The organism is Aeoliella sp., from assembly GCF_965227375.1.
Classification (GTDB): Bacteria; Planctomycetota; Planctomycetia; order Pirellulales; family Lacipirellulaceae; genus Aeoliella.
The window spans coordinates 1,040,477-1,063,454 of record NZ_CBDDFX010000001.1 but is presented as its reverse complement, the minus strand read 5'-3'; the positions used below and the strand labels follow the sequence as shown (position 1 = coordinate 1,063,454).

The window sequence follows — 22,978 nt, the reverse complement described above, 5'->3', positions numbered from 1 at the left end:
TAGTCGTCACACCACCAGCAGCTTCTCTTCCGACGGCTGCGGAGCAATCGTCAGTTGCGTCGGACCATCGTCGGTCACCGCAATGGTGTGTTCGAAGTGAGCGCTCGGCTTGCCGTCGGCGGTGACCTGCGTCCAGTGATCTTTGAGCATCTTCACGCGCTTGGTGCCCATGTTGACCATCGGCTCCACGGCGATCACCAGACCGGGCTCGATGCGGAAGTCGCCACTGCCGCGGAGCGCGCGGCCCAGGAAGTTTGGCACCTGCGGGTCTTCGTGCATCTTGCGACCGATGCCATGCCCCACGAAGCACTCGACCGTCGAGAAGCCATGGTCCGAGACATACTCGGCCATCTCGCGGGCGATCTGGCTCCACTTGCTCTTGGAGTGCATCAACTCGAAGGCCAGCCCGAGCGTTCCTTCGGTCACGTCCAACAGACGTTGTACGTCGGGATCGATCTCGCCCACTGCGTAGGTCACGGCCGCGTCGCCGCACCAGCCATTGATTCGCACGCCGGTGTCGAGGCTCAGGATGTCGCCTTCCTTGAGCGGCCGCTTATTGGGAATGCCATGCACCACCTCTTCGTTGAGGCTCATGCAAGTGACCGCCGGGAAGCTGGGCTTGCCGCGATTGTGGTGCGGGTAGTTCTTGAACAGCGGTTCGCCACCCAGCTTGTCGAAGTAGGCTTCGATCTCGGCGTCGATTTCGGCGGTCGTTACGCCGGGCTTCACCATCCGCCGGGCGATCTGGTGGGCTTGCCAGACGGCCAGACCCGACCGTCGCATCTTGGCAATTTCGCGTTCGCTCTTGAGATGAATCACCGGTTGATGGGGGGTGGAGGTCGGCAAAAGCCAACCGAGTTTTAGTGCTCCTCGACAAGCTTACTTGTCGTGTCTATTCACCAACCGCTTTCACGGCCGCTTGAATCGACTCGTAGACGCTATCCATCGAGCCGTAGGCATCGATCGATTGAAGCAGCTTGCGCTCCGAATAGTACTTCACCAACGGCGCCGTCTGGTTTTCGTAACTCTGCAGGCGCTGTTGGATAGTCGCCATGTTATCATCACCGCGGCCACGTTTCATCAGTCGCTTAAGCAACTCGCCCTGCTCGATCACCAACTCGACGACGATGTCCAGTGGCGTGTGCCGCTCGGCGAGCAACCGGTCGAGTGCCTCGGCTTGTGCTAAAGTACGAGGAAACCCGTCGAAAATGCAGCCCGGCTGGCAGTCGTCCTTCAAGGTGCGGTCCGCCACAATCTCCAGTACCACCTGATCGGGCACTAGCTGCCCGTTATCCAGATAATCGGCCACCAACAGGCCGAGGTCGGTGCGCCGGGCACGCTCGCCACGGAGCATTTCGCCGGTCGACAGGTGGGCGATACCGAGTTCTTCGGCCAGTCGCTGCGACTGCGTACCTTTACCAGCGCCAGGGGGACCCAGGAAGACAATCCGCATGGTTGACTTGTCCTCCAGTGGTGGGCGAATTGGCCTCGAGTGCCGGTCGACCGATGGTGTGACAGCCGACGCCCAGCGCGCCCGCAAAGTGGACCTCTGGGTCAATTACCCTCGAGCAGACCTTTGTAGTTCCGCATCACCAGGTGGCTGTCGATCTTCTGCACTAGGTCGAACGCCACGCTCACGGCAATCAGCAGGCTGGTGCCTCCATAGAACATGGCGATCGTGTAGTCGACCTTCAATGCCGCGGAGATCACCGTCGGAATAATCGCGATCACGGCCAGGAAGCCCGCACCCACGTACGTGATGCGAACCATCACCTTCTCCAGGTAGTCGGCCGTGCGTTTACCAGGACGGTAGCCTGGAATGAACGAGCCAAAGTTCTTCAGGTTGTCGGCCATGTCCTTGGGATTGAACGTAATGGCCGTCCAGAAGTAGCAGAAGAAGTAAATCAGGATCAGGTAACACAAGTTGTAGAAGAACTTGTCCATTTCCAGGGCTTCGTTGAGCCACAGAACGGCCTGTCTAAACCAGTTGGTCTCTTCCCAGGTTGCCACCATCGAATTGAACTGCTGGATGATGATCTTCGGGAAGAGCAACAAACTCGAGGCGAAGATAATTGGCATCACGCCGGCCTGGTTCACCTTGAGCGGCAGGTACGACTTTTGACCACCCATGGCTCGGCGGCCACGGATGTGCTTGGCGCTTTGCATCGGGATGCGCCGTTGGCCCAGCGTGATAAACACCACGCCCACTACCACCGCCACAAACATGGCAGCCATGAGCAGTAGTTTCTCAGGGCCGATGCCGTTGGTGGAGCCCAACTGGGGTTTGAAGTCTTGCAGCAACCGATAGCCAGCCATCGGCATGTTGGCGAGGATGCCCGCCATGATGATCAGGCTGATACCGTTGCCGATGCCGTACTCGTCGATTTGTTCGCCGATCCACATCAGGAACACGGTGCCGCAGGTCATGGTCATCACGGCCACAATCTGCCAACTGAATGGCAAGTACATGTTGCCGTTGGCATCCGTCATCAGGAATGACTTATCAACATACTCCTGGCCTACGACGAACGAACGCAGGAAGAACCAACTTTGGAAAACGCATAACGCCACCGTAGCGTAACGCGTGTACTCGTTAATCTTCTTTCGCCCGGTCTCGCCTTCCTTCTGCAACCGTTCGAGCGAGGGGATCACGCTGCCAAGTAGCTGAAAGATAATCGAGGCCGAAATATACGGCATGATGCCCAGGCCGAAGATCGTAATCTGGTCGAGGCCGGCGCCGGAGAAGGTCGACACCGTGGCCATCAACTGTCCCAATCCGCCTTCGGTGCCTTGGGCCACCTTAGCGGGATCAATGAACGGCAATCGGATCTGGAAGCCAAGCCGATAGACCGCCAGCATTCCGATGGTGAACAGAATCTTGCTGCGGAGTTCGGGAATCGTCCAAACGACACGTAGTTTCTTCCACATGGCGGTTCTGCCTGGGTGGGGTAGCGGTGGATGGTGGTGCTTTGGGTGGCCGCTGAGTTGGCAGGCCGAAGCCGTAACTATCGACGAATAAACAACTAACTGCAAGACCACCTGGAAACCGTGAGCCGAAAGCGGCAGCGCCCGGAGGGCCTTGGTGGCACTCCGGGCGCTATTGTTTCCGGCTCACTCGGGGTCGTATTTTACTTCTTGTTGCTCTTGGCCTGGGCTTGCTTCTCGGCCACCGGGGTCTTGCCCGGCAGCGTCACGGCCTCGGCGCCAGCTTTCTCGATCTTCTCCAGCGCCGACTTGCTGAAGCGGTGGGCGCTGATCTTCACCTTCTTGGTCAGTTCGCCGTCGCCGAGCACCTTGAGGATGTCGAAGCGGCCCTTGGCCAGGTTCTTGGCGGCCATGGCTTCCAGCGTCACTTCGGCCCCGGCGTCGAACGCTTTGTCGATCTCGCCCAGGTTCACCACCATGACCTTCAGGCCCCAGCGGTTGTTGAAGCCACGCTTGGGCACACGCCGCACCAGCGGCATGGCTCCACCCTGGAAAGTCGGCTTGCGCGAGTTACCCGCACGCGAACCTTGCCCCTTGTGGCCCCGGCCAGCGGTCTTGCCTTGTCCCGAACCCGGGCCGCGGCCCAATCGCTTGCGTTTGCGGTACTTCTGTATGCCGCGATGGACGTCGTCCAAAATCATGATAGGGTCACTCCTCGGAGTCGCTCAACTTCCATCCGCGGACGCAGCTGCTTGAGGCCGGCGATGGTGGCCTTCACTAGCGAAACGGAGTTGTTGGAGCCAAAGCTCTTAGTCAGGATATCGTGGATGCCGGCCGCTTCGCACACCGCTCGCACGGCCGCGCCGGCGATCACACCAGTACCAGGCGAAGCAGGCACCAGCACCACCTGGGCGGCGCCGAACTTGCCGATCACCTGGTGTGGGATCGTGTCGCCGTCCATCGGCACGGCGGTCATGTTTCGCATGCCTTCCTTGCGGGCTTTCTCGACGCAGGGGGGCACTTCGTTGGCTTTGCCGTAGCCCCAGCCAACTTTGCCTTGGCCGTCGCCAACTACCACCATCGCAGCGAAGCTGAAGCGGCGACCACCTTTCACCACGGCGGCACAACGCTTGATCTTCACCACGTGTTCATTCAATTCGCCGCGTTGGCGTTCTTCTTGTACTTTAGCCACGCTAAATTGCTCCACGGTTGGGAGTAAGTAGGTGAGTAAGTTAGTAAGTGAGTAGGTATCCAGTCGCCAACCTACTCACTTACTCACCTACTCACCGAAGTTTCCAATATCACTTGGTTCACTAGTGGCGGGTTGCCCACCACAAAATCACTAAAATTGCAGTCCGGCTTCGCGAGCCGCGTCGGCCAAGGCGGCCACTCGGCCGTGGTACTTGTAGGAACCACGATCGAAGCACACCGACTCGATGCCAGCCGCTTTGGCCCGCTCGGCGATGGCCTTGCCCACCGCGGTGGCCGCGTCGGTGTTGCCACCGTACTTCAGTGCTCCCGACAGCTCCTTGTCCATCGTCGAAGCGCTGGCCAGCGTCTTGCCCGCCAAGTCGTCGATCAATTGAGCCGACATGTGCTTGTGGCTGCGAGTAACGCTCAGCCGCGGACGCTCGGCACTGCCACGAAGGCGCTTGCGAACGCGAAACCGCCGGCGATTGCGCTGCTTGTAAATGGCTTTACTGTGTTCCATGGATCAAACCTGGATAGGGATCGCTTGTCTCTTGTTTCAAACCGCCCGAAGGCATGCTCACCTAATTTTACTTGGCGCCAGCCTTACCAGCCTTGCGGCGGACCTGCTCACCTTCGTAGCGAATGCCCTTGCCCTTGTAGGGTTCCGGCTTCCGTACGGCGCGAACTTCGGCGGCGAACTGCCCCACCTTCTGCTTGTCGGTGCCTTTGACCACGACGTGCGTCTGGTCGGGGCAGGTGACTTCCAGTTCCTTGGGAATCTTCTTGTGAATCTCGTTGGCGAAGCCGACGCGAAGCTGCAGCGTGTCGCCGGCGATCGCACCGAGGTAACCGACCCCGTGAATCTCGAGCTTCTTCTCGTACCCGTTGGTCACGCCTTCGATCATGTTGGCGATGATCGAGCGGGTGAGGCCGTGGTAGGCGCGGACCTCGCGGATGTCGCTCTGGCGCGAGCAGACGACTTCGTCGCCGTTGACCTCGATCTGAATCTCAGGACGGTGGTCGTAGGTGAGTTTGCCGAGCTTCCCCTCGATGGTCACCGTGCCGTTCGACACGTCGACCTTCACCCCACTGGGAATCGCAACCGGTTTCTTGCCAATTCTGGACATGATTAAAAGCTCTAAGCTATTGGCTTAGAAGCTGCTGGCTTACAGCCTACAGCTCGCAGCCGACAGTATTCTTACCAAAGTTCACACAGTACTTCGCCGCCCAGTTTGCGTTGGCGGGCTTCTCGGTCGCTGATCACACCGCGGCTGGTGCTGATCACCGAGATACCCAACCCGTTGAGCACCGGCTTGAGCGACGTCGCACGGGCGTACACTCGGCAGCCAGGCTTGCTGATCCGCTTGATGTGCCGGATCACACGCTCGCCGTTGGGGCCATATTTCAGGTCGATGTGCAGCTGCTTCTGGGGGCTCTCTTCAGAGTCTTCTTCGTGCCAGTCCCAGATGTAACCTTCGCGCTTCAGCACTTCGGCCAGGCCACACTTCACTTTCGACACCGGTAGCGTCACCGTAGGCCGTTCGATGCGAACAGCATTACGAATGCGGGTGAGCATATCGGCGATCGGATCGGTCATCATCGCGCCACGGGCTCCAGGGTTAAAGGCTTTCAGCTATCGGCTGTCAGCTCTCAGCTATGCTTTCATTCAGACCAACAGCCATCGCGGCTATCGGCCATGGGCCAAATTACCAACTTGCTTTGCGGACGCCAGGAATCTGGCCCTTGTCGGCCAGGTTCCGGAAGCAGATCCGGCAGATTCCAAACTTGCGATACACAGCACGAGGACGGCCACAAATCTGGCAACGGTTCTCGCGACGCGTGCTGAACTTCGGCTCGCGATTGGCTTTGGCGATTTTGGATTTACTTGCCACGAAACTTAGGTCCTTAAGAGGAAATCTCTTGGTAAGGATACAGGTCTATTGTTCCAGGTCGGGTCGCTTGAACGGGAAGCCAAACGCCTTGAGCAACTCACGCGAGTCATCGTCCGAGTGACCGGAGAAGCAAATCGCGATGTTCATACCTTGGCTGCGGGTGTACTTGTCGGGGTTGAGTTCCGGGAACACCAGGATTTCGCTCAAGCCCAGGCTGTAGTTGCCGTTGCCATCAAACGCGGTGTCGCTCAGGCCGCGAAAGTCACGCACCCGAGGCAGCACCAGCGAAATTAGCCGGTCGAGGAACTCGTACATCCGTGCGCCACGCAGGGTGACCTTCGCACCAATCGGCATGCCCTGGCGAAGCTTAAAGTTCGCCACGCTCTTGCGAGCCTTGCAGATCAGCGGCTTTTGGCCGGTGATCTCGGTCAGCGCGCTCACGGCGTCTTCCAGGTTCTTCTTGTCGCTGATCGCGCTGCCGACGCCCATGCTGACGACGATCTTCTCGATCTTCGGAAGGGAGTGCGGATTCTTGCGATCCAGCGACTCGGCAAGCGCCGGGCGGATTTCCTTTTGATAGGTCTCCGCCAAGCGAGGTAAAGTTGCAGTGGCCATAGGTCGTTAATTGGCTGTTTGTGCGTGAGCCGGGTCGTCCTCGACCCTGGCAAAATAAACTTGTCTTACTTCTTTGCGTGACTGGCTCGCGGGGGTGCGATCTGTCCGGCCGACGAGCCGCACTTCTTGCAGAAACGCTCTTTGCTGCCATCGTCCAGGAAGCGGGCACCGAGGCGGACGCCTTTGCTGCAGCTCGTGCAGTAGTACATCACATTCGAGATGTCGATCGGCATCTCCTTCTTCAGCCGGCCACCCTGGGGATATTTCTGGCTGCGACGAACGTGCTTCCAAACGAAGTTCACGCCCTCGACCAGAGCCTTGCCGCTCGAGCGGTCGACCTTGATCACCGTGCGTACATCGTCCATCCGGTCGTTACCGGCGATTACGACGACGCTGTCACCTGCTTTGATCAACATGGGATTGTCAGTTGTTAGTTGGTTGTCGCTTAAACTACTTCGTTGGCGAGGCTCACGATCTTCATGAACCGGCGATCTCGCAGTTCGCGAGCCACCGCACCAAAGATACGTGTGCCACGGGGGTTGCCGTCCTTGTCGACCAGCACCACGGCGTTCGAGTCGAACCGCACGTAGCTGCCGTCGGCGCGACGCGTGGGGCTCTTCACCCGCACGATCACGGCCCGCACCACCGACTTCTTCTTGACGTCGCTACCGGGGATCACGCTCTTGACGCTGCAAACAATGATGTCGCCCAGACCGGCAAAACGCCGACGGCTTCCGCCCAGCACTTTGACGCACATCACTTCCTTCGCGCCGGTGTTGTCGGCAACATTCAGCCTGGTTTGCATCTGGATCATGGTTCACTCGCTCGATCGCGCCGTCGGGAAAAATAGGACGGTCTGTGCTACTTGTTCTCTTCTGCTTCGTGCTCAGCCTTCTGGGCTGCACGCAGTGCCGCCAAGTCGACTTCCTTACTCTTCGACACGACCCGCACCAGGTTCCAACGCTTGGTCTTCGACTTCGGCGGGCACTCAATGATCTCCACCGTGTCGCCCTGGCCCGACTCGTTGTTCTCGTCGTGCACGTGGCACACCGTGCGACGCTTGATGAACTTGCCGTACTTCGGGTGCCGTTCCATCCGCGAGACTTCCACGCGGCGCGACTTGCTCATGCGGTCGCTGGTAACGACGCCGATAACTTGCTTCTTGGGCATGGTTAGGAAACTGTGTGGGGACTTGGTGTTCAGCGAGCCGGGTCGTCCTCGACCCCGGTCTCACCCAGTGTGGGGTTACTTTGCCGCCGCGGCTTCTTTCTCAGCCGCCTTGGCTCGCTCGGTCTGAATGGTCTTCACCCGGGCGATCAACCGGCGGTTGATCCGCAGTTCGGTCGGGGCGTCGAGCCGTTCGGTCTGCGACTGAATACGCAGGCGGAACAGGTGCTCGGCGGCATCCTTCAAGGTGAGCTCGAGTTGCTCGTCGCTCATCTCGCGTAGTTCTTTGGCGTCGGTCATGATCTTGCTACCGGCGGTTAGCTTTAGGCTTCTCGTTTAATCATTCGAACGCGGACTGGCATCTTGTGAGCCAGACGGGCGAACGTCATTTTTGCTTGTTGCTCGCTCACGCCGGATACCTCGAACAGCACGGTGCCGGGCTTTACGGTGGCGGCCCAGTAATCGGGCTCGCCTTTACCCTTACCCATACGTGTTTCCAGGGGAATCGACGTAATCGACTTGTGGGGGAAGATGCGGATATAAAGCCGACCTTCACCACGGATGTACTGTTGGGCGGCAATACGACCGGCTTCGATCGTCTGCGCGCTTACCCAGCCACCTTCCATTGCCTGTAGGCCAAAGTCGCCGAACACCACGGTGTTACCGCGGGTCGCGTTACCTTTTATACGACCTCTTTGGCTTTTTCGATGTTTGACCCTCTTGGGCATCAGCGCCATCGGTGTCGTCCTCAAACATGCCTTGGTTAATCCAAACTTGGACGCCAATGTGCCCTTGGGCAGTCTTGGCTTCCACAAAACCGTAATCGATCTTTGCGCGGAGCGTGCTCAGCGGAATCGAACCGGTGATCTGCTTTTCGCGACGGGCCATTTCGGCACCGCCCAGGCGTCCTGCCAACTCGATCTTGATGCCTTTGGCACCCGCTTCCATGGTTTGCTCCATCGCCCGCTTGATCGTGCGACGGAAGCTCGCCCGCTTCGCCAACTGCTCGGCGATGTCCTCAGCAACGAGGTGCGCCTGCAGTTCGGGGCGGGAGATTTCTTCGATCTTGATGTTGATCCGGCGACCGACCAAGTTCTGCAGCTCGTCCTGCAACTGCTCGACCTGCTGGCCCTTGCGACCGATGATCACGCCAGGCCGGGCCGCGTGCAGCACGACCTTCACCTCGTCGCGAGTTCGCTCGATCTCCACTTTGGGAATGCCGGCGAACTTGTACTTCTTGGTCACGTAGTCGCGAATCTTCTTGTCTTCCAACAACAGCTCCGCGAAGTCCTTCTTCGAGGCGTACCAGCGGCTCTTCCAGTCGAGCATGATGCCGGTGCGGAAACCAATTGGATTGACTTTTTGGCCCATGATGTATTGGGGGTCGGGGGTCAGGGGTCGGGAGTCAGGGACTCGCCGGTAAGACTATTCCACGGACACGATTATGTGGCTGAACTTCTTCTTGATCACGTGGGCCATGCCGCGGGCGCGGGGGCGGAGACGCTTGAACATCGGGCCGCCGTCGACGCGGGCTTCCACCACACGCAGGCCGCCCAGGTTCGGGGCGCCGCGATCTTCGGCATTCGCCCGAGCGCTCTTGAGCACCTTCTCCAGCATCCGAGCACCACGATGGGGCTGGTACTTGAGAATGGCCAAGGCCTCGTCCACTTCTTGTCCACGAATCAAATTCGCCAGCGGCCGCACTTTCGTGGCGCTGATGCGAGCGTGTTTGTGTATTGCTTGGTATGCCATGTGAAGCTCTCGGCTATTAGCTGTAGGCTTTAGGCTTTTGGTCTCTGGCTTCGAGCCTAGAGCTTACAGCCTATAGCTTCCTTTACTTCTTGCCCTTGGCGCTGTGGCCGCGGAAGTTTCGGGTGGGGGCGAACTCGCCCAACTTGTGGCCAACCATGTCCTCGGTCACGAACACCTTCATGTGGATCTTGCCGTTGTGCACCATGAACGTGTGTCCCACGAATTCGGGGATGATGGTGCAGGCGCGGGCCCACGTGGTGATCGGCTCCTTGCGGCCCGACTCGTTCTGCTTGTCGACCTTCATGTACAACTTCGGGTCGACGTAGGGGCCTTTTTTCAGTGAACGCGACATGTTTAAAAGCTGTTGGCTCTAGGCTATGGGCTATAGGCTGCTTGACGGTCTTGGCCGATAGCTTACAGCTAACAGCCAACAGCCAGTTTGTTACTTCTTTACCAACTTCTGCACGCCGTAACGCTTGCTCTTGCGACGACGCACGATCGCGGCATTCGACGGCTTGCGACGCTGGCGGGTCATGCCGCCCTTGGCGCTCTTGCCAGTCGGGCTTACCGGGTGACGGCCACCCTTGGTGCGACCTTCACCACCACCGTGCGGGTGATCGATCGGGTTCATCGCGGTGCCACGGACGTGTGGGCGGCGACCGAGCCAACGCTTGCGGCCGGCCTTGCCCAGCACGATGGCGCTGTGGTCGCCGTTGCTGGTCGATCCAATCGTCGCCCGGCAGGCGGACGGAATACGGCGGATTTCGCCACTCGGCAGCGAGATCTGAGCCCAATCGGCTTCGCGGGCCATCAGCGTGGCGCTGGTGCCGGCACTGCGGCACAGCTCGCCACCGCGGCCAGCGCGGAGTTCGACGTTGTGAATCACGGTGCCCAGCGGAATCTTGCTCAAAGGCAGGCAGTTGCCGACCTTCGGTTCGCACTCCGGGCCACTCATCACTTTGTCGCCAGCTTTGAGGCCGGCGGGGGCGATGATGTACCGCTTCTCGCCATCGGCGTAGTGCAGCAGAGCAATGCGGGCGGTGCGGTTGGGGTCGTACTGAATCGAGTCGACCTTGGCCGGAATGCCGTCCTTGTTGCGACGGAAGTCGATCAACCGGTAGCGACGCTTGTGGCCGCCACCGCGGAATCGCACCGTGGTGACGCCCTGGTTGTTGCGGCCACCGGTCTTGGTGATCGGACGCAGCAAGCTCTTCTCAACCTTCGCACCAGGCGTCAGGTCCTTGAAGTCGCTGACCGAAGCGCCGCGGCGGCCCGGTGTGGTCGGTTTGTATTTGCGAATGCCCATTTGATTGCTCTTGGCTGTTAGCTATTGGCTGTTTGCTGAACGAGTGACAGCTAACGGCTTAGAAAAACTCGATGGTGTGTTCTTTGTTCAGGGTGACGATGGCCTTCTTCCAGTCGCCGGTGTAGCCGTAGTGCATTCGAGTGCGGCGCGGCTTGCCTTTGCGGTTCTGGATGTGGACCTTCACGACCTTTACGTCGAACAGCTTCTCAACCGCTCGGCGAACATCGGTCTTGGTGGCCAGCTTGTTGACCTCGAAGGCGTAGGCGTTGTACTTCACCGACTGATCGGTGCCCTTTTCGGTCACCAGCGGCTTGAGCAACACCTGATGCGGCTCGAGCTCCAGGGTCGTCTTTTGGGGAATATGGCGTGGCATAACAACCAACCTTTGCTTGACTAACTCTTCGACTCAATCCGCCTATTCGGCCGACTCACTCGTCTCTTGTTTCTTACCAGCAGCCTTGTCCCGCAGGGCGTCGAGCGCCGCTTTGGTGACCAGCAGCCGGCGGGCCGACAGCACGTTCAAAGCGTTCAATTCCGCGGCGGGCGAAACCGAAACGCGATCGATGTTGCGGCCACTCTTGTACACGTTCACGTCGTAGCCGTCGGTGGCTACCAGCAGCGAATCGTCCTGCACGCCCAGGTGCTTGAGCACCGAGACCATGTCGCGAGTCTTGGGCTGCTCGAACGACAGCTCGTCGATCACCACCAGCTCGTCGTCCTCGATCTTCGAGGCGATTGCCATCCGCGTGGCCAACTGCAGGGCCTTGCGGGGCAGGCTGTACGAGTAGTCGCGCGGCTTGATGGCGAAAATGTGACCACCACCACGACGCACACCACTGCGGCGGTGACCAGCGCGGGCGTTGCCCGTGCCCTTTTGGCGGTACAGCTTCTTGGTGCTGGCGGCCACCTCGGCGCGGGACTTGGTTTTGTGGCTGCCCTGACGCTTGTTGGCCTGGTACATCACCACGGCGTCGTGCAGCAGTTGCTTATTGATCGAAGCAGCAAAGTCGGAGGCCTCGACATTGTAGGTGCCGACCTTGTTGCCTTTGCGATCGTGTACGGTGAGCTTTGGCATTTTTGTAGTCGTAAGTCTTGAGCCGTGAGTGCTTTAGAACCTACGTCCTGCTTGTCTAAACCTTGTTCGTTTTCTTGACGACGACCAGTCCGTTGCGGGGGCCGGGAATGCCGCCGCGGACCAAAATCAGGTTGTTTTCAGCATCCACCCGCACGATCTTCTGGTTGCGGATAGTGGTGCGTGCGTTGCCGTATTGCCCCGGCATGCGAACGCCTTTGAACAGGCGACTGGGGTAGGCACTGCAGCCGGTGCCACCCAGATGGCGGTGACACTTCTTCACGCCGTGCGTGGCACGTTGACCGGAGAAGTTGTGACGCTTCATGGCGCCACTGAAGCCGCGGCCCTTGCTGGTGGCCACGATGTCGACGGCCGGCACATCGGCAAACGCTTCGACGGTGACTTGAGAGCCGGGGGCCAGATCGCCCGCGGCGCCGCGGATTTCGCGGATGAATCGCTTCGGTTCGCAGTCGGCCTTGGCGGCCAGTTCCACTCCGGCGGCACTGCGAGCCTTGGAACGCTTGCTATCGAGTTTCGCCACATGACCTCGCTCGCTACGGCTTGCCAGCCGCCGCGGCTTGTCGAGAAAGCCAATCTGCACCGCTTCGTAGCCGTCCTTTTCGGCGGTACGAACCTGAAGCACGTCGCAGGGGCCCGCCTGAACTACCGTTACCGGTACGACTTGGCCCGATTCGTCATAAACCTGTGTCATCCCGATCTTGCGACCGAGAATGCCCACAGCGGGTGCTGGTTGAGACATCTCGTTCTCGCCCTGCCACTTGGTCGCAGCGTGGGGCGCCTTCTAATTGGTCATGTTGGCTTGTGAATCGGGAGACACGCGGCTCGCCCGCTGTGCTGGAGGCCTTTCGACCTGTCAGACACCGGGGCCCAACCCCGGCTTACCCAATTCCACTTCCGAGCATGCGTTGTTGACTCTTGGGGGGTTCTCGTGCTTCGGCTCAGCCACCTGGCGAAGCCGAAAGTCTGTTTATCTCAGCCTGTGGTGGCCTTGATCTTGATGTCCACACCAGCGGGCAGGCTCAGTTTATTGAGTGCCTCGATGGTTTTGGCCGTAGCCTGGACAATATCGATTAACCGCTTGTGAGTGCGGATTTCGAACTGTTGACGCGATTTCTTGTCGACGTGGGGACCACGCAGCACGGTGTACCGCTCGATCCGGGTCGGCAGTGGAATCGGCCCATGAACAATGGAGTTGGTCCGCTTGGCGGTATCAACGATTTCCGCCGCACTCTGGTCGAGCACCGAATGATCGTATGCCTCCATCCGAATCCGAATGATCTCCTGCGTGGCAGCCACGGTGCTCGCTCCTCAACTCGTTACCCCTGCTGGTGGTCGGAAAATGGCCACCGGTCGAAGGGTTCATTGCCCAAGATTTCAAACAACTACAGTCGTCTCCCTCGAAGTGAGGGGGAATCAGCGAATTTACCCCTAGTGGAGAAAACCGTCAACCGCCGCTACGTGGGTTTTTCAAGGGAATCTCGGGTCCACTGGATGGGCGTGGTCGGAATTGCCAGCAAGGTTTGCCCCAGTCGCATCAACGCCCGCCCATGGCCACCATCTCGACGCGGTTCCCCGAGCCCGCTCACCGGTGGTCAGTCGATCGGCCATTCAGCCCGCGATTCAGTGTAAACTTGACGGGGACACCTGTTTTCGCCGCGCAATGGAAAGATAAGTCGATGAACCTGCTCGCTCGATACCTGCTGGCAATCTCGGCGCTTTGGCTCGCCCAGGGCCATATTCGGGCCGCCGAAGGGCCTGCGAACATCGTGGTCTTCTTGTCCGACGACCACACGCTGGTCGACTCGTCGCTGTACGGCTCCGAGGACTTGGCGACGCCCAACATGGAGCGAATTGCCGGGGAGGGCATGACTTTCAACAATGCCTTCGTAGTCTCCCCCTCCTGCGCTCCCAGCCGTGCGGCCCTGCTCACCGGGCTGATGCCGGCTCGGAATGGGGCGGAGCAAAACCACTCGCGACCCCGCAAGAAGCTCAAAAAGCTGCCCGCCTACCTGCAGGAGCTGGGCTACGAGGTGGTCGCCTTCGGCAAGGTGGGCCACTATGCCCAAACGCCCGAGTATGGGTTCGACCTGGCCAAGTTCTACAAATACCACGAAGACCAGTGCGTGGCCGAAGCCTTGAAGTGGCTCGAAGAGCGTGAAAGCGACAAGCCGCTCTGTTTGTTCGTGGGCACCAACTGGCCGCACGTCCCCTGGCCCGAGCCCGAGGAGATCGATCCGCAGACGATTCGGATTCCCGGGCACCATGTCGAAACTCCCGAGACCCGTGCAGCCCGGGCGCGCTACTATCAGGCGGTCAAAACCATGGACCGCGAACTTGGCCAGGTCTACGACGCGGCCTACGAGAAGCTCGGCCGCAACACGCTGTTCCTGCACACCAGCGACCATGGCGCGCAGTGGCCGTTTGCCAAGTGGAACTTGTACGACGAGGGCATCCGCACGCCGATGATTGCCGTGTGGCCCGACCAGATTGAGCCCGGCTCGCGGAGCGAAGCCATGGTGTCGTGGGTCGATATTCTGCCGACCTTAGTCGAAACCGCCGGCGGTTCGGCCGGTTACGGGCTCGATGGAAGTTCGCTCCTGCCGGTCATGCGAGGCGAGACCGATACCCACCGCCAGCGGATCTTCGCCACCCACTCGGGCGACGGCAAGATGAACGACTTCGCTTCGCGGGCGGTCCGCGACCGCCAATTCAAGTACATCCGCAACCTGGAACACGACCACGTGTTCACCTCGCACGTCACCCAGCAGCCAGCCAGGAGCAAGTACTGGCCCACTTGGGTGGAAAAGGCCAAGACCGACGAGCACGCCGCCCAAGTAGTTCAACGCTACCAGCAACGTCCGCCCGAAGAGCTGTACGACCACCAAGCGGACCCCAAGGAACTAAACAACCTGGTCGACAATCCGCAATACGCGGGCGAGCTCAAGCGGCTTCGCAGCGAACTCGACCAATGGATGGCCGAACAGCGCGATCGGGGGAATTGAGAGATGCGTGATCGATATCGCAAGTTATACGCGGGCATGGTTGCTTGGCTGCTGCTAGCAGGACAAAGCCATGCCGCCAATACGGAGCGCCTGATCGACGCCCTGACCGACGTCGAGCACTCGCTGGCCCATCGCTACCAGGCCAAGGACGATAAAGGTCGGTCGCTCGATTGCCTCAACCCTTGCCAGGACCAGAGCGGAAACCTGCTGGGCGTGTACCACTACATGGACGAGGGGGTGTTCCGCCTGGCGCTCGGCGAATCGGACGATGGCCTCCACTGGCGGTGTGTCCGGCTGCTCGACAGCCACGCCTCGCAGGGGCAGCTATACCCCCTGGCCGATGGGCGGTTCTTGCTGGCGAGCGAGAAGGACGCCCCCAACAGTTGCTGGATCCGGCTGGCCGAGTACGCCGACCTCACGGCACTTCGCAGCGGCAAGCCAAGTCGCTCGATCGACCTCGAGCGCTCGCTCGCCCCCACGGCCGAAGGCACGCCGATGGTCGATCGCATCGGCCGAGAGGAAGGTCGCGACGTGATCGACCTGCGAATGCACTATTATCGTGAGGCCCAAGTCGACCGCCTGGCGCGAGGTCAGCTCGTCGACTTCGAACAGTGGACCGCCACGCCAGACGACGCGCTCAACCAAAGGTTCAGCAAACTGGACGCCCACGGTAACTTTGGCAGTCGCGACCTGCTGCAGTGGTCGGGCGGGGAGCACTCGCTACAGGAAATCCAGCTCCGCCCCCGCGACTGGGCCGCATGGCGGGTATGGCTATGCGAGCGCGATGGACAGCCGATTCGCCGGCTCGACTTCCGCACGCACGGCGGCTCGCGCTCGTTCGCCAACCCTCACGCCGAGCGAGTTAAGTTCGACGACCAGGAACCGGCGATTCTCGTCACCCTGTTTCTTCCTAGCGAAGGCGCCGCGCCGGGCGAGGCGGGCGAGTTGATCTACCTGGTCCGCGATCCTGGGGAGTGAGCCAATGCCAGGCTCGCAGATTATTGGTGGATAACCACCAATGTGCCGGAAAAACACGCGAACACATCGGCAGTCTGCTAGTATAAGTGGCGTGTTCCGGTTCTCTTTACTCGATGTAGCTTGACGGCTCGCGTGCGTGCAAGGTGGGTGCCGCCAAGTTGCAGCTTTTCAGAAAGCTACTCACATGGCCCTCAAGTTGAAGTGCCCGTGTGGCGAGCGGCTCGTTGCGCCCGAATCCGCCATTGGCAAGCGAGGCAAGTGCTCGAAGTGCGGCCGCTCGTTCGTGATTCCCGATCCCAAGGCCCCGCGTGCGAAGACCGCCAAAGCGGCTACGCCCCACAGACAGTCCGCTGCCAAGGCTCAGGCAGCGGCTGAGCCAAAGGTGACCGCCCATGCCAAGTCCGCCGAACCGGGCCTCGACGATTTGCCTGAGCTGGATAGTGGCATCGCCGACCCGGTCAGCGAACTGCCCGACCTGGGAGGCCTCGATAGCGGCGGCGGACTTAGCGCCGACATGGGCAGCGAACTCGACGACTTCCTGAACGAAGAGGTCACGAATCCATTTCAGTCGCCTGCAGCCAGTGCAACCGCCCCGCCTGCAAAGAGCGCTAGTGTCACCGCCCCCGATAAAATGAACACCCTGGCCAACGGCATCAAACTGGTGTTCTGGGGAACTGCCCTGATCATCATTGCCTGGACCACGGCGGCAATCGGCGCACTGTTACACCCGTTCGTAGCGATCGCTGGCTTGGGCCTATTGGTTTTGAGTGCGCTACTCTCGACGGTGGGTCGAGTAGTCTGCCTGGGAGGTCCGAAGGATATCGCTGGCAGGTGGCTGCTTATCGCTGCTGTGATTTGCGACTTGGGGAACCTCGCACTTACGGTGTCTGTGATTGCCGGAGTGGTCGGTCCTTACGGAAATCTACTGTCGCCTTTGTTGGGCCTGAGCACCTTCATCCTATTCCTGTTGTTCATCAGGGCAGTTGCCGATTCCATCGACCAACCCGATTTGGCGCAAGACGCGAAGGCCGTGCTCGTGTTCCTCGCCTGCACGTTCGTGACGATCATCGGCGTTCCCTTCATAGCGATGATCTCTCCGCTATTTCTCATTCCCGTTTTGCTGGTGCTGATCGTGATGGGGGCAATCGCGTTCTCCAAGTACCTGAATGTACTGCAGTTTACGGCCGAGGCCGTGCGACGATTTTGACCGACAACGAGCAGCGTTAGCCGCGGAGGGCTCCCCCGCGGTGGGGCCGCTTGGCGGGGGGTGGCTGTGCGAGCCCGACGGAAAGCCCATCCACCGGCTCGATTTCCGCGGGCGCGCCGGGCGAGGCGGGCGAGTTGATCTACCTGGTCCGCGATCCTGGGGATAGATGAGTCGCTCCTCCACTATTTCGTGGCAAACCACCAATACTGCTGAAAAGTGTGCGAATGGAGTGTTGGTGTGGTAGTATAGACCTCGTGTTCCGGTCCTCTTTACTCGCTGCAGCTTGAGCGTTAGCAAGGTGGTCGCCGCCAGATTGCAGCAATTCAGAAAGCACCTCGCATGGCCCTGAAGCTCAAGTGCCCGTGTGGAGAGCGTCTCGTTGCGCCCGAATCTGCCATTGGCAAACGCGGTAAGTGTTCGAAGTGTGGTCGCTCGTTCGTGATCCCCGATCCGAAAGCCGCCAAATCCTCCTCGTCTCACGGCCAGCGGGCCGCCAAGCCCAAGGTGTCGGCTAAGGCAAAAAAAGAGGCCGAACCAGACCTACCAGATTTACCTGACTTGGGGAGTGGCTTCCCCGACCTGGGAAGCGAACTGCCGGACCTGGGCGGCGACCTTGCCGCGCCAGGCGGCCTGGGCAGCGGAGGTGGACTGGGCAGCGACATTGGCGACGAACTCGACGACTTTCTGAACGAAGAGATCAGCAACCCTTTTCAGTCGCCAACCACCACGGCCAAGCCCGCCGCCGCGCCATCCAAAGCCAGCGGTAGCACTCGAGGCCAACGCAGCACGCTGGCCAACGGAATCAAGCTTGTCTTTTGGGGTACCGTGGTGGCTTTTCTCGCCAGCGTGACGTCTTCACTCGGCGGCAACTTCGTCGCCGAGTTGGCAGTCATCGGCTTGGGAGTCCAGCTAATCGGCAACTTGCTATCTACTGTTGGCCGAGTTGTATGCTTGGGCGGCCCCAAGAACACAGGCGGTCGAGGGTTGTTGATCGGCGCCGTGATTTGCGACTTAGGCTCGATTGCACTAACTGTCTTGACCCTGGTAGGGGCGATTCCACAGGAGATGTTAATTGTCAGCGCCTTGCTGGGCCTGGCGACACCCATCCTATTCATCCTCTACCTCAAGGCGGTAGCCACGTGGATTCGCCAGCCGTCGCTTGCTGAGGATGCTCGAACGATCATCATTGCGATCTTGGTGTCGATCGCATTGCTCATTGGAGCCATCCCTGCGGCGTTTATCACTCCGATTCTCTCGTTGGTGATGATCCTTGGCTTCTTCGGCACCCTGATTTATTCCTTCTTCAAGTACCTGAGCCTGCTGCAACACACGGCCGAAGCCGTGCGTCCGTAACCACACACTCGGCCAGACCGCGAGGCAATGGCGCTCGCGGTCGCGGCCGGTGTAGACCTACTTCAGCTATTCGCGGCAGACCAGCAGGTACAGATCTTCGGAGTCCGAGGCCTTTTCGCCTTTGGCGATACGCATCAAGAACGCCTGGCCTTTGGTCAGGGCGAATGCGGTGTCGATCTCTCGCTTGTGTTCGCCAAGTCTCACGCTCGCACGTGCTTCAAATACGACTTGCTTGCCACTATGCCAGTTCAATAGTTCCAATTCGATCCTGCGAGGGGGATCCGTCTGATCGCTATCCACGCGGAACGTCGCCACCTGCCCGTTGACCGCCTGGATCCTTGGCGACTCAAGCACCTCGGACAAACCGTTCTTGGCGAGCACGCTCAGCAGGCCTTCCAGTAGCTGCGACTCGCCGGTAATTGAGATGCCTTTATCGAGCCCCTCGACACTGCGAAGGTTCTGCTTCGGATCGGTCACCAGGCGGATGCGCGCCTTGGTGATCCGCTGGTCGCCTTCGGCCGTGGGTCGAGGCCGCAGTTGGGGGGTAGGAGCCACCTCGGGTGGGGCCGAGTTCGCATTCTTCAGGGGCTTGAAAAGCCCCCCAGGAGTTCGCCGCAGCTTGGGAATTGCCTTCTCCTCCACTTCTTCCTGCGGCTCCGGAAATCCTATGGGTGTCCTGCCCGGATCCACCGCAAACTCGATGCACACCCGATCGCCCGGCCTGATGGGGTAGTTGGTTTCGTTGTTCCCGCCAGCGATGGCATTCCAGTCGACTGATTTGACGACTTTCTCTTCAACATTCTCACGAGACCGCTCGATCCAGACTTTGGTGTCGACTTCAAGCTCGCGATATGGCGACAGAACATCCATCACGGTGGTAGGCCCCGTAAGGGCGCTGGCTAGCTGGATGCGGCGCGTGGGAGTTCTCCAAACGAGAATGTATGCCTTGTGAATGGAAGTGTCGGCGCCATCCGTTTCTGTCTTCGCCGCTGGCCGTTCATAGGCGTAGTAGCTCGGAAGGTCTGCCTCTTCTACGGAAACAGGCTTCTCCTTCACTTCCTCCGGCGGAGCGGGCTGCGAGTACCGATCCGTGGGATCCGGCTGTGGGCTTGCTTCCTCTGGGGCGGCGGGCTTCGATGGTTCTGGGTACTCAATGAATAGCCGATCGCCGGGAAGGAGTTGATAGTTGGTTGCACTACTCTTGCCTCTCGTGATCGCGTCGTATTCGACAGGCAAGATCTGTTCTGCACCGCCTTGGGGTGCTGGCCGCGCAATGAAGATCTTCGCAGTCGAAGAATTGCGCAAACCTCCAATCGCCGCGATAGCGTCGAGCACCGTGTCGTTGCCGGTGATCGGCGCGGTGACGATGTTGTCGCCGAACCCTTCGCCCTTGGTAATGATGTAGTACTTCTTACTGTTGTAGGAGAAGACATCTACGATCACCTCGGGGTCCTCGAGATGCTTCGATAGGTGCTTCTCCAAGGCTCGCTTCGCCTCGGGCAGCGTCATGCCGGTGACATACACCGATCCATAACTGCCCAGGTTCACGCGGCCATCGGGACCGACAAGGTGCTCGCCGATAACCTGCTGGGCTCCGCCAGCGGTTGCGAGCGACACCGACATTTTTGCCTTGGGGTGCTTCTCCGCAAGGTGCTCACGGACCACTTCATCCGCCTTGTCGAGCCCGATCCCGGCCATGTGAACCTTGCCATAGTTTGGTCCCAGGTCGATGTCGCCGTCGGGGTCCACAAAGTAGGCGTTCTGGATGGGGTGGTTCTCGTCGACGCCCTCGGCGCGGATCAACAGGCCATCGAACGGTTCGATCTTGTGCGGCATCTTGGGGACCAGCTTTGTCGCATCGATCAACAGAATGTCTGGCGGCTCGATCACGTACGGCGGCAGCGGTTGTTTTGTCCACTCATTTCTGATCGTCTCGTGCGTCGCTTCAGACGGTGTAGGAGTAACGGCCGGCGGCGCAACCGGCTCGTCGGCCTGCACCCGCTCGATACGCACCGCTTGAAACAGTCCCACTACAACGAACAGCACTGGAAGAATAAAACCTCTCATCTCCCGAACCTCCTTGTTTGGTACATGAAGCAGTCGTTTAACGCGTCTGGATAGCACGCCGCTGGCCATGCCGGCGGCGCCACAGGGAATGTGAGTTGTGTAGTCGGCCACGCTCAGCAACACGCGGGCATACTCGGTTGCCGAGTGGTCGGTGGCGTTGCCGCCGGAGCTTTTAGCGACCTGTTCGTCGCAGGCCCACTCGCCGGCTTCCTCGAACCGCCGCACCGCCATCCACACCAGCGGGTTGAACCACTGTGGCAAGGCCAACAGCCGCACGACGAGGTTCTTCCACAAGTCGCCCCGCTCGCAGTGAGCCAGCTCATGCCGCAAGATGGCTAGCCGCTCGCCGCGAGCCAGGTTCACCCACAGCGACTTTGGCACCAGCACTAATAGCACCCACGGAATCCAGCACACCAAGGGGCCCGTGTTCCGCGTGGTGCGCAGCTCGGTGCGCGATTTGGCTTTGCTCTCGCGGCGGACCTCGTTCCACTCCGAAAGCCACTCGGCGTTGGTGACCATCTCACCCGGCCGGCCACTTACAAACAGCCGCGCGTAACGCGCCAGGCCGACGAGCACCAACACCACTGCGCCAGTCACCCACAGGGCGAAGGCCGAACTCAGGCCAATCACCGCCCAGTCGATGGTCGGATACGGCCTGGAACCAGGCAGCGCTTTCGCTTGGAACAGGGGAGGCGAAGTCGCGATCTCTGCGGGCGACTCGTCGATGACGACGATCGCCTCGACCGGTTCTACCTCCATCCGCCAGGTGTACGGCCACAACAGCCACCCCTGCGCGATCACCAGCAGCCACACCAGGCGGTGCGTTTTCGCGCTGCGGATTCGCAGCATCCACAACAGCGACACGGCCGCGGTTGCCGCGACGCTGGTGACCAGCGTGGTTCGCAGCAGGGCCATGGTGATGGTTTCGAAGGAGCCGTTCATCGTTTGCCTCCTTTCGTTTTGCGCTCCGCCTGTTCGATCAGCGTTTTCAGTTCGGCGATCTCCTCAGGCGAGATGTCCCGCCGATTGATGAGATGCGCCACCAGCGGTACAACCCGCCCGCTGCTGACGCGTTCGACGAGCGTTTCGAGGTCGCGCTCGCGAACCTCTTCAGGCGTCACGGCGGCGGAGTAGTGCGCGGGCCGCGTCTTGGACTTCTTCGCCAGGCCTTTTTCAACCAACCGGTTGAGCCGTGTCTGCACGGTGGTGTAACCAATCGGCTGGCCCAGTGCTGTCTGTGCCTGCTGAATGGTGACCGCCGACTCGCGCCATAGCATCTCGAGAATCTCGATCTCCCCCTCGGGCAGCCGAGGCACCTTCCCACGCTTCTTCGCCATCACACGGTCCTCCTGATTGACTGACGACGGGCAGTATTACGACAAATGTCGTAATTGGCAAGAGGAGTTTTTTGGGGAAGATCTCCTACTCTGGAGCCTTGCGGCTGAGCCACTTTTGCGGATCGGAAGATCCATGCAGCACACCATAGACATGAATCCAGCCATCCGTGTGCTCTTCAAACAGAACGACGTATGGGAAGCGTCTTACGCGTGCGAAGCGATAGCGATCCATCGCGGTCCCATAGAGTGATGGACGGCGAACGATGTCGTCTAGCACGGCATTGATGGCGTTTCGGAAACGATTGCCAAGTTCGACAGAAATGTTGTCGTACCAAACGGTGGCAGCCTGCAAATCGTCGGCGACCAAGGGATGCAAGCGGAGTCGTTCATCCATTGTGAGCGTCGACCCGCTTCCACATCTCCTCACGAGAAATGCCGATCGTGGGATCAGCGGTCATCTCCGTTGCACGTCGCCCGATTTCAGCAGATTGTTCAGGACTTAGCACGAGCGGTTCCCCCGATTCGCTCAGGTTGTCCCACAGTGCTTCGACGATGGCCAGCTTTTCGGCTGCAGGTAAGCTCAGCAGTTGGTCGAGTGAAATGCTCATACCCAAATTATACCCCGCCCTAATTCTTAATGGCAACCAATATTGGAATCTTACACCCATATGCGACAATGGGAGTGCCCCAGAATAGAGCCATGAAACAACCGCTTCGTAGCGACCGTTGCCAGACGGTGGAGGCCTGACCGACGACGCCCTGCATGCGTTCTTGGTGGGGCGTCCACGCTCTGGGCGAGCGTAGCTACGTGCGCTGATTCGCGGAGCGAATCGCGACTATCGTTTTGCCCCACCGAAGAACATGCGGGGAACAACGCGTGGGGTTTTGTCGCACCCCCCGATTGGTTTACTCGATAAAGCAAGGAGTTTTTGAAAACGATGTGGACCAAAACGTTTGGGGTTTTGGGCCAATGGATCGAGTGTTGGGGCAAAACCACAGTTTTGGGCCCACGGGAACGTGTGCCGAAAAATCCGCTGGCTGGTGATAAAATCGATGTACTAGCACCAAGGCTCGCAACCCGCGGGCGAGGATC

The 22,978-nt window shown here is 59.8% G+C and carries 31 protein-coding genes; 4 read left to right on the top strand and 27 right to left on the bottom strand.

The genetic code is table 11. The features are described from left to right. Nucleotides 1-6 precede the first annotated feature (6 nt). The 23 genes from map to rpsJ form a co-directional block, all read right to left on the bottom strand. Nucleotides 7-819 carry a type I methionyl aminopeptidase gene (gene map, locus ACQK2L_RS04365; RefSeq protein WP_425395708.1) on the bottom strand — a complete coding sequence of 271 codons (813 nt, stop codon included), beginning with the start codon at nt 817-819 and terminating at the stop codon, nt 7-9. Nucleotides 820-892: 73 nt separating this feature from the next. Beyond that, complete coding sequence (locus tag ACQK2L_RS04360; RefSeq protein WP_425395707.1) at nt 893-1,453, bottom strand: adenylate kinase; 561 nt, start codon at nt 1,451-1,453, stop codon at nt 893-895. Nucleotides 1,454-1,554: 101 nt separating this feature from the next. Continuing rightward, the gene (gene secY / locus ACQK2L_RS04355; RefSeq protein WP_425395706.1) at nt 1,555-2,928 is read right to left on the bottom strand and encodes a preprotein translocase subunit SecY; all 1,374 of its coding nucleotides are present in this window, start codon (nt 2,926-2,928) and stop codon (nt 1,555-1,557) included. Between the two features lie 200 nt (nt 2,929-3,128). Next, on the bottom strand, nt 3,129-3,626 hold the full coding sequence (gene rplO / locus ACQK2L_RS04350) for a 50S ribosomal protein L15 (protein ID WP_425395705.1): 498 nt from the start codon (nt 3,624-3,626) through the stop codon (nt 3,129-3,131). After that, nucleotides 3,623-4,117, bottom strand: a complete 495-nt coding sequence (gene rpsE / locus ACQK2L_RS04345; RefSeq protein WP_425395704.1) for a 30S ribosomal protein S5 — start codon at nt 4,115-4,117, stop codon at nt 3,623-3,625. The genes rplO and rpsE overlap by 4 nt, the downstream gene beginning before the upstream one ends. Nucleotides 4,118-4,267: 150 nt before the next feature. Continuing rightward, nucleotides 4,268-4,636, bottom strand: a complete 369-nt coding sequence (gene rplR, locus ACQK2L_RS04340) for a 50S ribosomal protein L18 (protein ID WP_425395703.1) — start codon at nt 4,634-4,636, stop codon at nt 4,268-4,270. 67 nt (nt 4,637-4,703) lie between these two features. Further along, nucleotides 4,704-5,243 (bottom strand): 50S ribosomal protein L6, encoded by a 540-nt coding sequence (gene rplF / locus ACQK2L_RS04335; protein WP_425395702.1) that lies wholly within the window; start codon nt 5,241-5,243, stop codon nt 4,704-4,706. Nucleotides 5,244-5,314: 71 nt separating this feature from the next. After that, nucleotides 5,315-5,716 (bottom strand): 30S ribosomal protein S8, encoded by a 402-nt coding sequence (gene rpsH / locus ACQK2L_RS04330; RefSeq protein WP_425395701.1) that lies wholly within the window; start codon nt 5,714-5,716, stop codon nt 5,315-5,317. Between the two features lie 106 nt (nt 5,717-5,822). Continuing rightward, nucleotides 5,823-6,008, bottom strand: a complete 186-nt coding sequence (locus ACQK2L_RS04325; protein WP_252854177.1) for a type Z 30S ribosomal protein S14 — start codon at nt 6,006-6,008, stop codon at nt 5,823-5,825. A gap of 45 nt (nt 6,009-6,053) precedes the next feature. Next, on the bottom strand, nt 6,054-6,623 hold the full coding sequence (rplE, locus tag ACQK2L_RS04320) for a 50S ribosomal protein L5 (protein ID WP_425395700.1): 570 nt from the start codon (nt 6,621-6,623) through the stop codon (nt 6,054-6,056). Between the two features lie 65 nt (nt 6,624-6,688). Further along, nucleotides 6,689-7,039, bottom strand: a complete 351-nt coding sequence (gene rplX / locus ACQK2L_RS04315) for a 50S ribosomal protein L24 (protein ID WP_425395699.1) — start codon at nt 7,037-7,039, stop codon at nt 6,689-6,691. Between the two features lie 29 nt (nt 7,040-7,068). After that, complete coding sequence (gene rplN / locus ACQK2L_RS04310) at nt 7,069-7,437, bottom strand: 50S ribosomal protein L14 (protein ID WP_425395698.1); 369 nt, start codon at nt 7,435-7,437, stop codon at nt 7,069-7,071. Between the two features lie 47 nt (nt 7,438-7,484). Next, complete coding sequence (gene rpsQ, locus ACQK2L_RS04305) at nt 7,485-7,793, bottom strand: 30S ribosomal protein S17 (RefSeq protein ID WP_425395697.1); 309 nt, start codon at nt 7,791-7,793, stop codon at nt 7,485-7,487. A gap of 75 nt (nt 7,794-7,868) precedes the next feature. Continuing rightward, a complete protein-coding gene (gene rpmC, locus ACQK2L_RS04300; RefSeq protein WP_425395696.1) occupies nt 7,869-8,090 on the bottom strand; it encodes a 50S ribosomal protein L29 in 222 nt (73 codons plus the stop codon). Nucleotides 8,091-8,113: 23 nt separating this feature from the next. Continuing rightward, nucleotides 8,114-8,518, bottom strand: a complete 405-nt coding sequence (gene rplP / locus ACQK2L_RS04295; RefSeq protein ID WP_425397415.1) for a 50S ribosomal protein L16 — start codon at nt 8,516-8,518, stop codon at nt 8,114-8,116. Then, entirely contained in the window at nt 8,466-9,161 is a 696-nt protein-coding gene (gene rpsC / locus ACQK2L_RS04290) for a 30S ribosomal protein S3 (protein ID WP_425395695.1), read from the bottom strand. Before rpsC ends, rplP begins: the two co-directional genes overlap by 53 nt. A 54-nt stretch (nt 9,162-9,215) precedes the next feature. Then, complete coding sequence (gene rplV / locus ACQK2L_RS04285; protein ID WP_425395694.1) at nt 9,216-9,542, bottom strand: 50S ribosomal protein L22; 327 nt, start codon at nt 9,540-9,542, stop codon at nt 9,216-9,218. Nucleotides 9,543-9,624: 82 nt separating this feature from the next. Then, a complete protein-coding gene (gene rpsS, locus ACQK2L_RS04280) occupies nt 9,625-9,894 on the bottom strand; it encodes a 30S ribosomal protein S19 (protein ID WP_425395693.1) in 270 nt (89 codons plus the stop codon). Nucleotides 9,895-9,984: 90 nt separating this feature from the next. Further along, nucleotides 9,985-10,848: a 50S ribosomal protein L2 gene (rplB, locus tag ACQK2L_RS04275; protein ID WP_425395692.1), complete on the bottom strand. Its 864-nt coding sequence runs from the start codon at nt 10,846-10,848 to the stop codon at nt 9,985-9,987. 58 nt (nt 10,849-10,906) lie between these two features. Continuing rightward, nucleotides 10,907-11,221 (bottom strand): 50S ribosomal protein L23, encoded by a 315-nt coding sequence (gene rplW / locus ACQK2L_RS04270; protein WP_425395691.1) that lies wholly within the window; start codon nt 11,219-11,221, stop codon nt 10,907-10,909. Between the two features lie 42 nt (nt 11,222-11,263). Beyond that, nucleotides 11,264-11,923 (bottom strand): 50S ribosomal protein L4, encoded by a 660-nt coding sequence (rplD, locus tag ACQK2L_RS04265; RefSeq protein ID WP_425395690.1) that lies wholly within the window; start codon nt 11,921-11,923, stop codon nt 11,264-11,266. Nucleotides 11,924-11,978: 55 nt separating this feature from the next. Continuing rightward, the gene (gene rplC, locus ACQK2L_RS04260) at nt 11,979-12,632 is read right to left on the bottom strand and encodes a 50S ribosomal protein L3 (protein ID WP_425397414.1); all 654 of its coding nucleotides are present in this window, start codon (nt 12,630-12,632) and stop codon (nt 11,979-11,981) included. 281 nt (nt 12,633-12,913) lie between these two features. Next, on the bottom strand, nt 12,914-13,237 hold the full coding sequence (gene rpsJ, locus ACQK2L_RS04255) for a 30S ribosomal protein S10 (RefSeq protein ID WP_425395689.1): 324 nt from the start codon (nt 13,235-13,237) through the stop codon (nt 12,914-12,916). A 380-nt stretch (nt 13,238-13,617) separates the two neighbouring features. Between rpsJ and ACQK2L_RS04250 the strand changes: the two genes are divergently transcribed. The 4 genes from ACQK2L_RS04250 to ACQK2L_RS04235 all read left to right on the top strand — a co-directional run bounded on the left by ACQK2L_RS04250 (nt 13,618) and on the right by ACQK2L_RS04235 (nt 18,481). Beyond that, complete coding sequence (locus ACQK2L_RS04250; protein WP_425395688.1) at nt 13,618-14,943, top strand: sulfatase family protein; 1,326 nt, start codon at nt 13,618-13,620, stop codon at nt 14,941-14,943. Nucleotides 14,944-14,946: 3 nt separating this feature from the next. Next, nucleotides 14,947-15,921: a hypothetical protein gene (locus tag ACQK2L_RS04245; protein ID WP_425395687.1), complete on the top strand. Its 975-nt coding sequence runs from the start codon at nt 14,947-14,949 to the stop codon at nt 15,919-15,921. A 184-nt stretch (nt 15,922-16,105) separates the two neighbouring features. Then, nucleotides 16,106-17,128, top strand: a complete 1,023-nt coding sequence (locus ACQK2L_RS04240) for a hypothetical protein (RefSeq protein WP_425395686.1) — start codon at nt 16,106-16,108, stop codon at nt 17,126-17,128. 339 nt (nt 17,129-17,467) lie between these two features. Next, nucleotides 17,468-18,481: a hypothetical protein gene (locus tag ACQK2L_RS04235; protein ID WP_425395685.1), complete on the top strand. Its 1,014-nt coding sequence runs from the start codon at nt 17,468-17,470 to the stop codon at nt 18,479-18,481. 66 nt (nt 18,482-18,547) lie between these two features. Here ACQK2L_RS04235 and ACQK2L_RS04230 read toward each other — a convergent pair whose 3' ends face one another. The 4 genes from ACQK2L_RS04230 to ACQK2L_RS04215 all read right to left on the bottom strand — a co-directional run bounded on the left by ACQK2L_RS04230 (nt 18,548) and on the right by ACQK2L_RS04215 (nt 22,493). Then, complete coding sequence (locus tag ACQK2L_RS04230; protein WP_425395684.1) at nt 18,548-21,490, bottom strand: M56 family metallopeptidase; 2,943 nt, start codon at nt 21,488-21,490, stop codon at nt 18,548-18,550. Further along, entirely contained in the window at nt 21,487-21,885 is a 399-nt protein-coding gene (locus tag ACQK2L_RS04225; protein ID WP_425395683.1) for a BlaI/MecI/CopY family transcriptional regulator, read from the bottom strand. Before ACQK2L_RS04225 ends, ACQK2L_RS04230 begins: the two co-directional genes overlap by 4 nt. A gap of 85 nt (nt 21,886-21,970) precedes the next feature. Continuing rightward, nucleotides 21,971-22,279: a type II toxin-antitoxin system RelE/ParE family toxin gene (locus tag ACQK2L_RS04220; protein WP_425395682.1), complete on the bottom strand. Its 309-nt coding sequence runs from the start codon at nt 22,277-22,279 to the stop codon at nt 21,971-21,973. Further along, complete coding sequence (locus ACQK2L_RS04215) at nt 22,272-22,493, bottom strand: addiction module protein (protein ID WP_425395681.1); 222 nt, start codon at nt 22,491-22,493, stop codon at nt 22,272-22,274. Before ACQK2L_RS04215 ends, ACQK2L_RS04220 begins: the two co-directional genes overlap by 8 nt. Nucleotides 22,494-22,978: the final 485 nt, after the last annotated feature.

What these genes read in the sequence shown, in the direction of transcription:
- ACQK2L_RS04360 (WP_425395707.1), bottom strand. Translation starts at nt 1,453, where the DNA reads ATGCGGATTGTCTTCCTGGGTCCCCCTGGCGCTGGTAAAGGTACGCAG.
- secY (WP_425395706.1), bottom strand. Translation starts at nt 2,928, where the DNA reads ATGTGGAAGAAACTACGTGTCGTTTGGACGATTCCCGAACTCCGCAGC.
- rplO (WP_425395705.1), bottom strand. Translation starts at nt 3,626, where the DNA reads ATGATTTTGGACGACGTCCATCGCGGCATACAGAAGTACCGCAAACGC.
- rplR (WP_425395703.1), bottom strand. Translation starts at nt 4,636, where the DNA reads ATGGAACACAGTAAAGCCATTTACAAGCAGCGCAATCGCCGGCGGTTT.
- rplF (WP_425395702.1), bottom strand. Translation starts at nt 5,243, where the DNA reads ATGTCCAGAATTGGCAAGAAACCGGTTGCGATTCCCAGTGGGGTGAAG.
- rpsH (WP_425395701.1), bottom strand. Translation starts at nt 5,716, where the DNA reads ATGATGACCGATCCGATCGCCGATATGCTCACCCGCATTCGTAATGCT.
- rplE (WP_425395700.1), bottom strand. Translation starts at nt 6,623, where the DNA reads ATGGCCACTGCAACTTTACCTCGCTTGGCGGAGACCTATCAAAAGGAA.
- rplX (WP_425395699.1), bottom strand. Translation starts at nt 7,039, where the DNA reads ATGTTGATCAAAGCAGGTGACAGCGTCGTCGTAATCGCCGGTAACGAC.
- rplN (WP_425395698.1), bottom strand. Translation starts at nt 7,437, where the DNA reads ATGATCCAGATGCAAACCAGGCTGAATGTTGCCGACAACACCGGCGCG.
- rpsQ (WP_425395697.1), bottom strand. Translation starts at nt 7,793, where the DNA reads ATGCCCAAGAAGCAAGTTATCGGCGTCGTTACCAGCGACCGCATGAGC.
- rpmC (WP_425395696.1), bottom strand. Translation starts at nt 8,090, where the DNA reads ATGACCGACGCCAAAGAACTACGCGAGATGAGCGACGAGCAACTCGAG.
- rplP (WP_425397415.1), bottom strand. Translation starts at nt 8,518, where the DNA reads ATGCCCAAGAGGGTCAAACATCGAAAAAGCCAAAGAGGTCGTATAAAA.
- rpsC (WP_425395695.1), bottom strand. Translation starts at nt 9,161, where the DNA reads ATGGGCCAAAAAGTCAATCCAATTGGTTTCCGCACCGGCATCATGCTC.
- rplV (WP_425395694.1), bottom strand. Translation starts at nt 9,542, where the DNA reads ATGGCATACCAAGCAATACACAAACACGCTCGCATCAGCGCCACGAAA.
- rpsS (WP_425395693.1), bottom strand. Translation starts at nt 9,894, where the DNA reads ATGTCGCGTTCACTGAAAAAAGGCCCCTACGTCGACCCGAAGTTGTAC.
- rplB (WP_425395692.1), bottom strand. Translation starts at nt 10,848, where the DNA reads ATGGGCATTCGCAAATACAAACCGACCACACCGGGCCGCCGCGGCGCT.
- rplW (WP_425395691.1), bottom strand. Translation starts at nt 11,221, where the DNA reads ATGCCACGCCATATTCCCCAAAAGACGACCCTGGAGCTCGAGCCGCAT.
- rplD (WP_425395690.1), bottom strand. Translation starts at nt 11,923, where the DNA reads ATGCCAAAGCTCACCGTACACGATCGCAAAGGCAACAAGGTCGGCACC.
- rplC (WP_425397414.1), bottom strand. Translation starts at nt 12,632, where the DNA reads ATGACACAGGTTTATGACGAATCGGGCCAAGTCGTACCGGTAACGGTA.
- ACQK2L_RS04250 (WP_425395688.1), top strand. Translation starts at nt 13,618, where the DNA reads ATGAACCTGCTCGCTCGATACCTGCTGGCAATCTCGGCGCTTTGGCTC.
- ACQK2L_RS04245 (WP_425395687.1), top strand. Translation starts at nt 14,947, where the DNA reads ATGCGTGATCGATATCGCAAGTTATACGCGGGCATGGTTGCTTGGCTG.
- ACQK2L_RS04240 (WP_425395686.1), top strand. Translation starts at nt 16,106, where the DNA reads ATGGCCCTCAAGTTGAAGTGCCCGTGTGGCGAGCGGCTCGTTGCGCCC.
- ACQK2L_RS04235 (WP_425395685.1), top strand. Translation starts at nt 17,468, where the DNA reads ATGGCCCTGAAGCTCAAGTGCCCGTGTGGAGAGCGTCTCGTTGCGCCC.
- ACQK2L_RS04230 (WP_425395684.1), bottom strand. Translation starts at nt 21,490, where the DNA reads ATGAACGGCTCCTTCGAAACCATCACCATGGCCCTGCTGCGAACCACG.
- ACQK2L_RS04225 (WP_425395683.1), bottom strand. Translation starts at nt 21,885, where the DNA reads ATGGCGAAGAAGCGTGGGAAGGTGCCTCGGCTGCCCGAGGGGGAGATC.
- ACQK2L_RS04220 (WP_425395682.1), bottom strand. Translation starts at nt 22,279, where the DNA reads ATGGATGAACGACTCCGCTTGCATCCCTTGGTCGCCGACGATTTGCAG.
- ACQK2L_RS04215 (WP_425395681.1), bottom strand. Translation starts at nt 22,493, where the DNA reads ATGAGCATTTCACTCGACCAACTGCTGAGCTTACCTGCAGCCGAAAAG.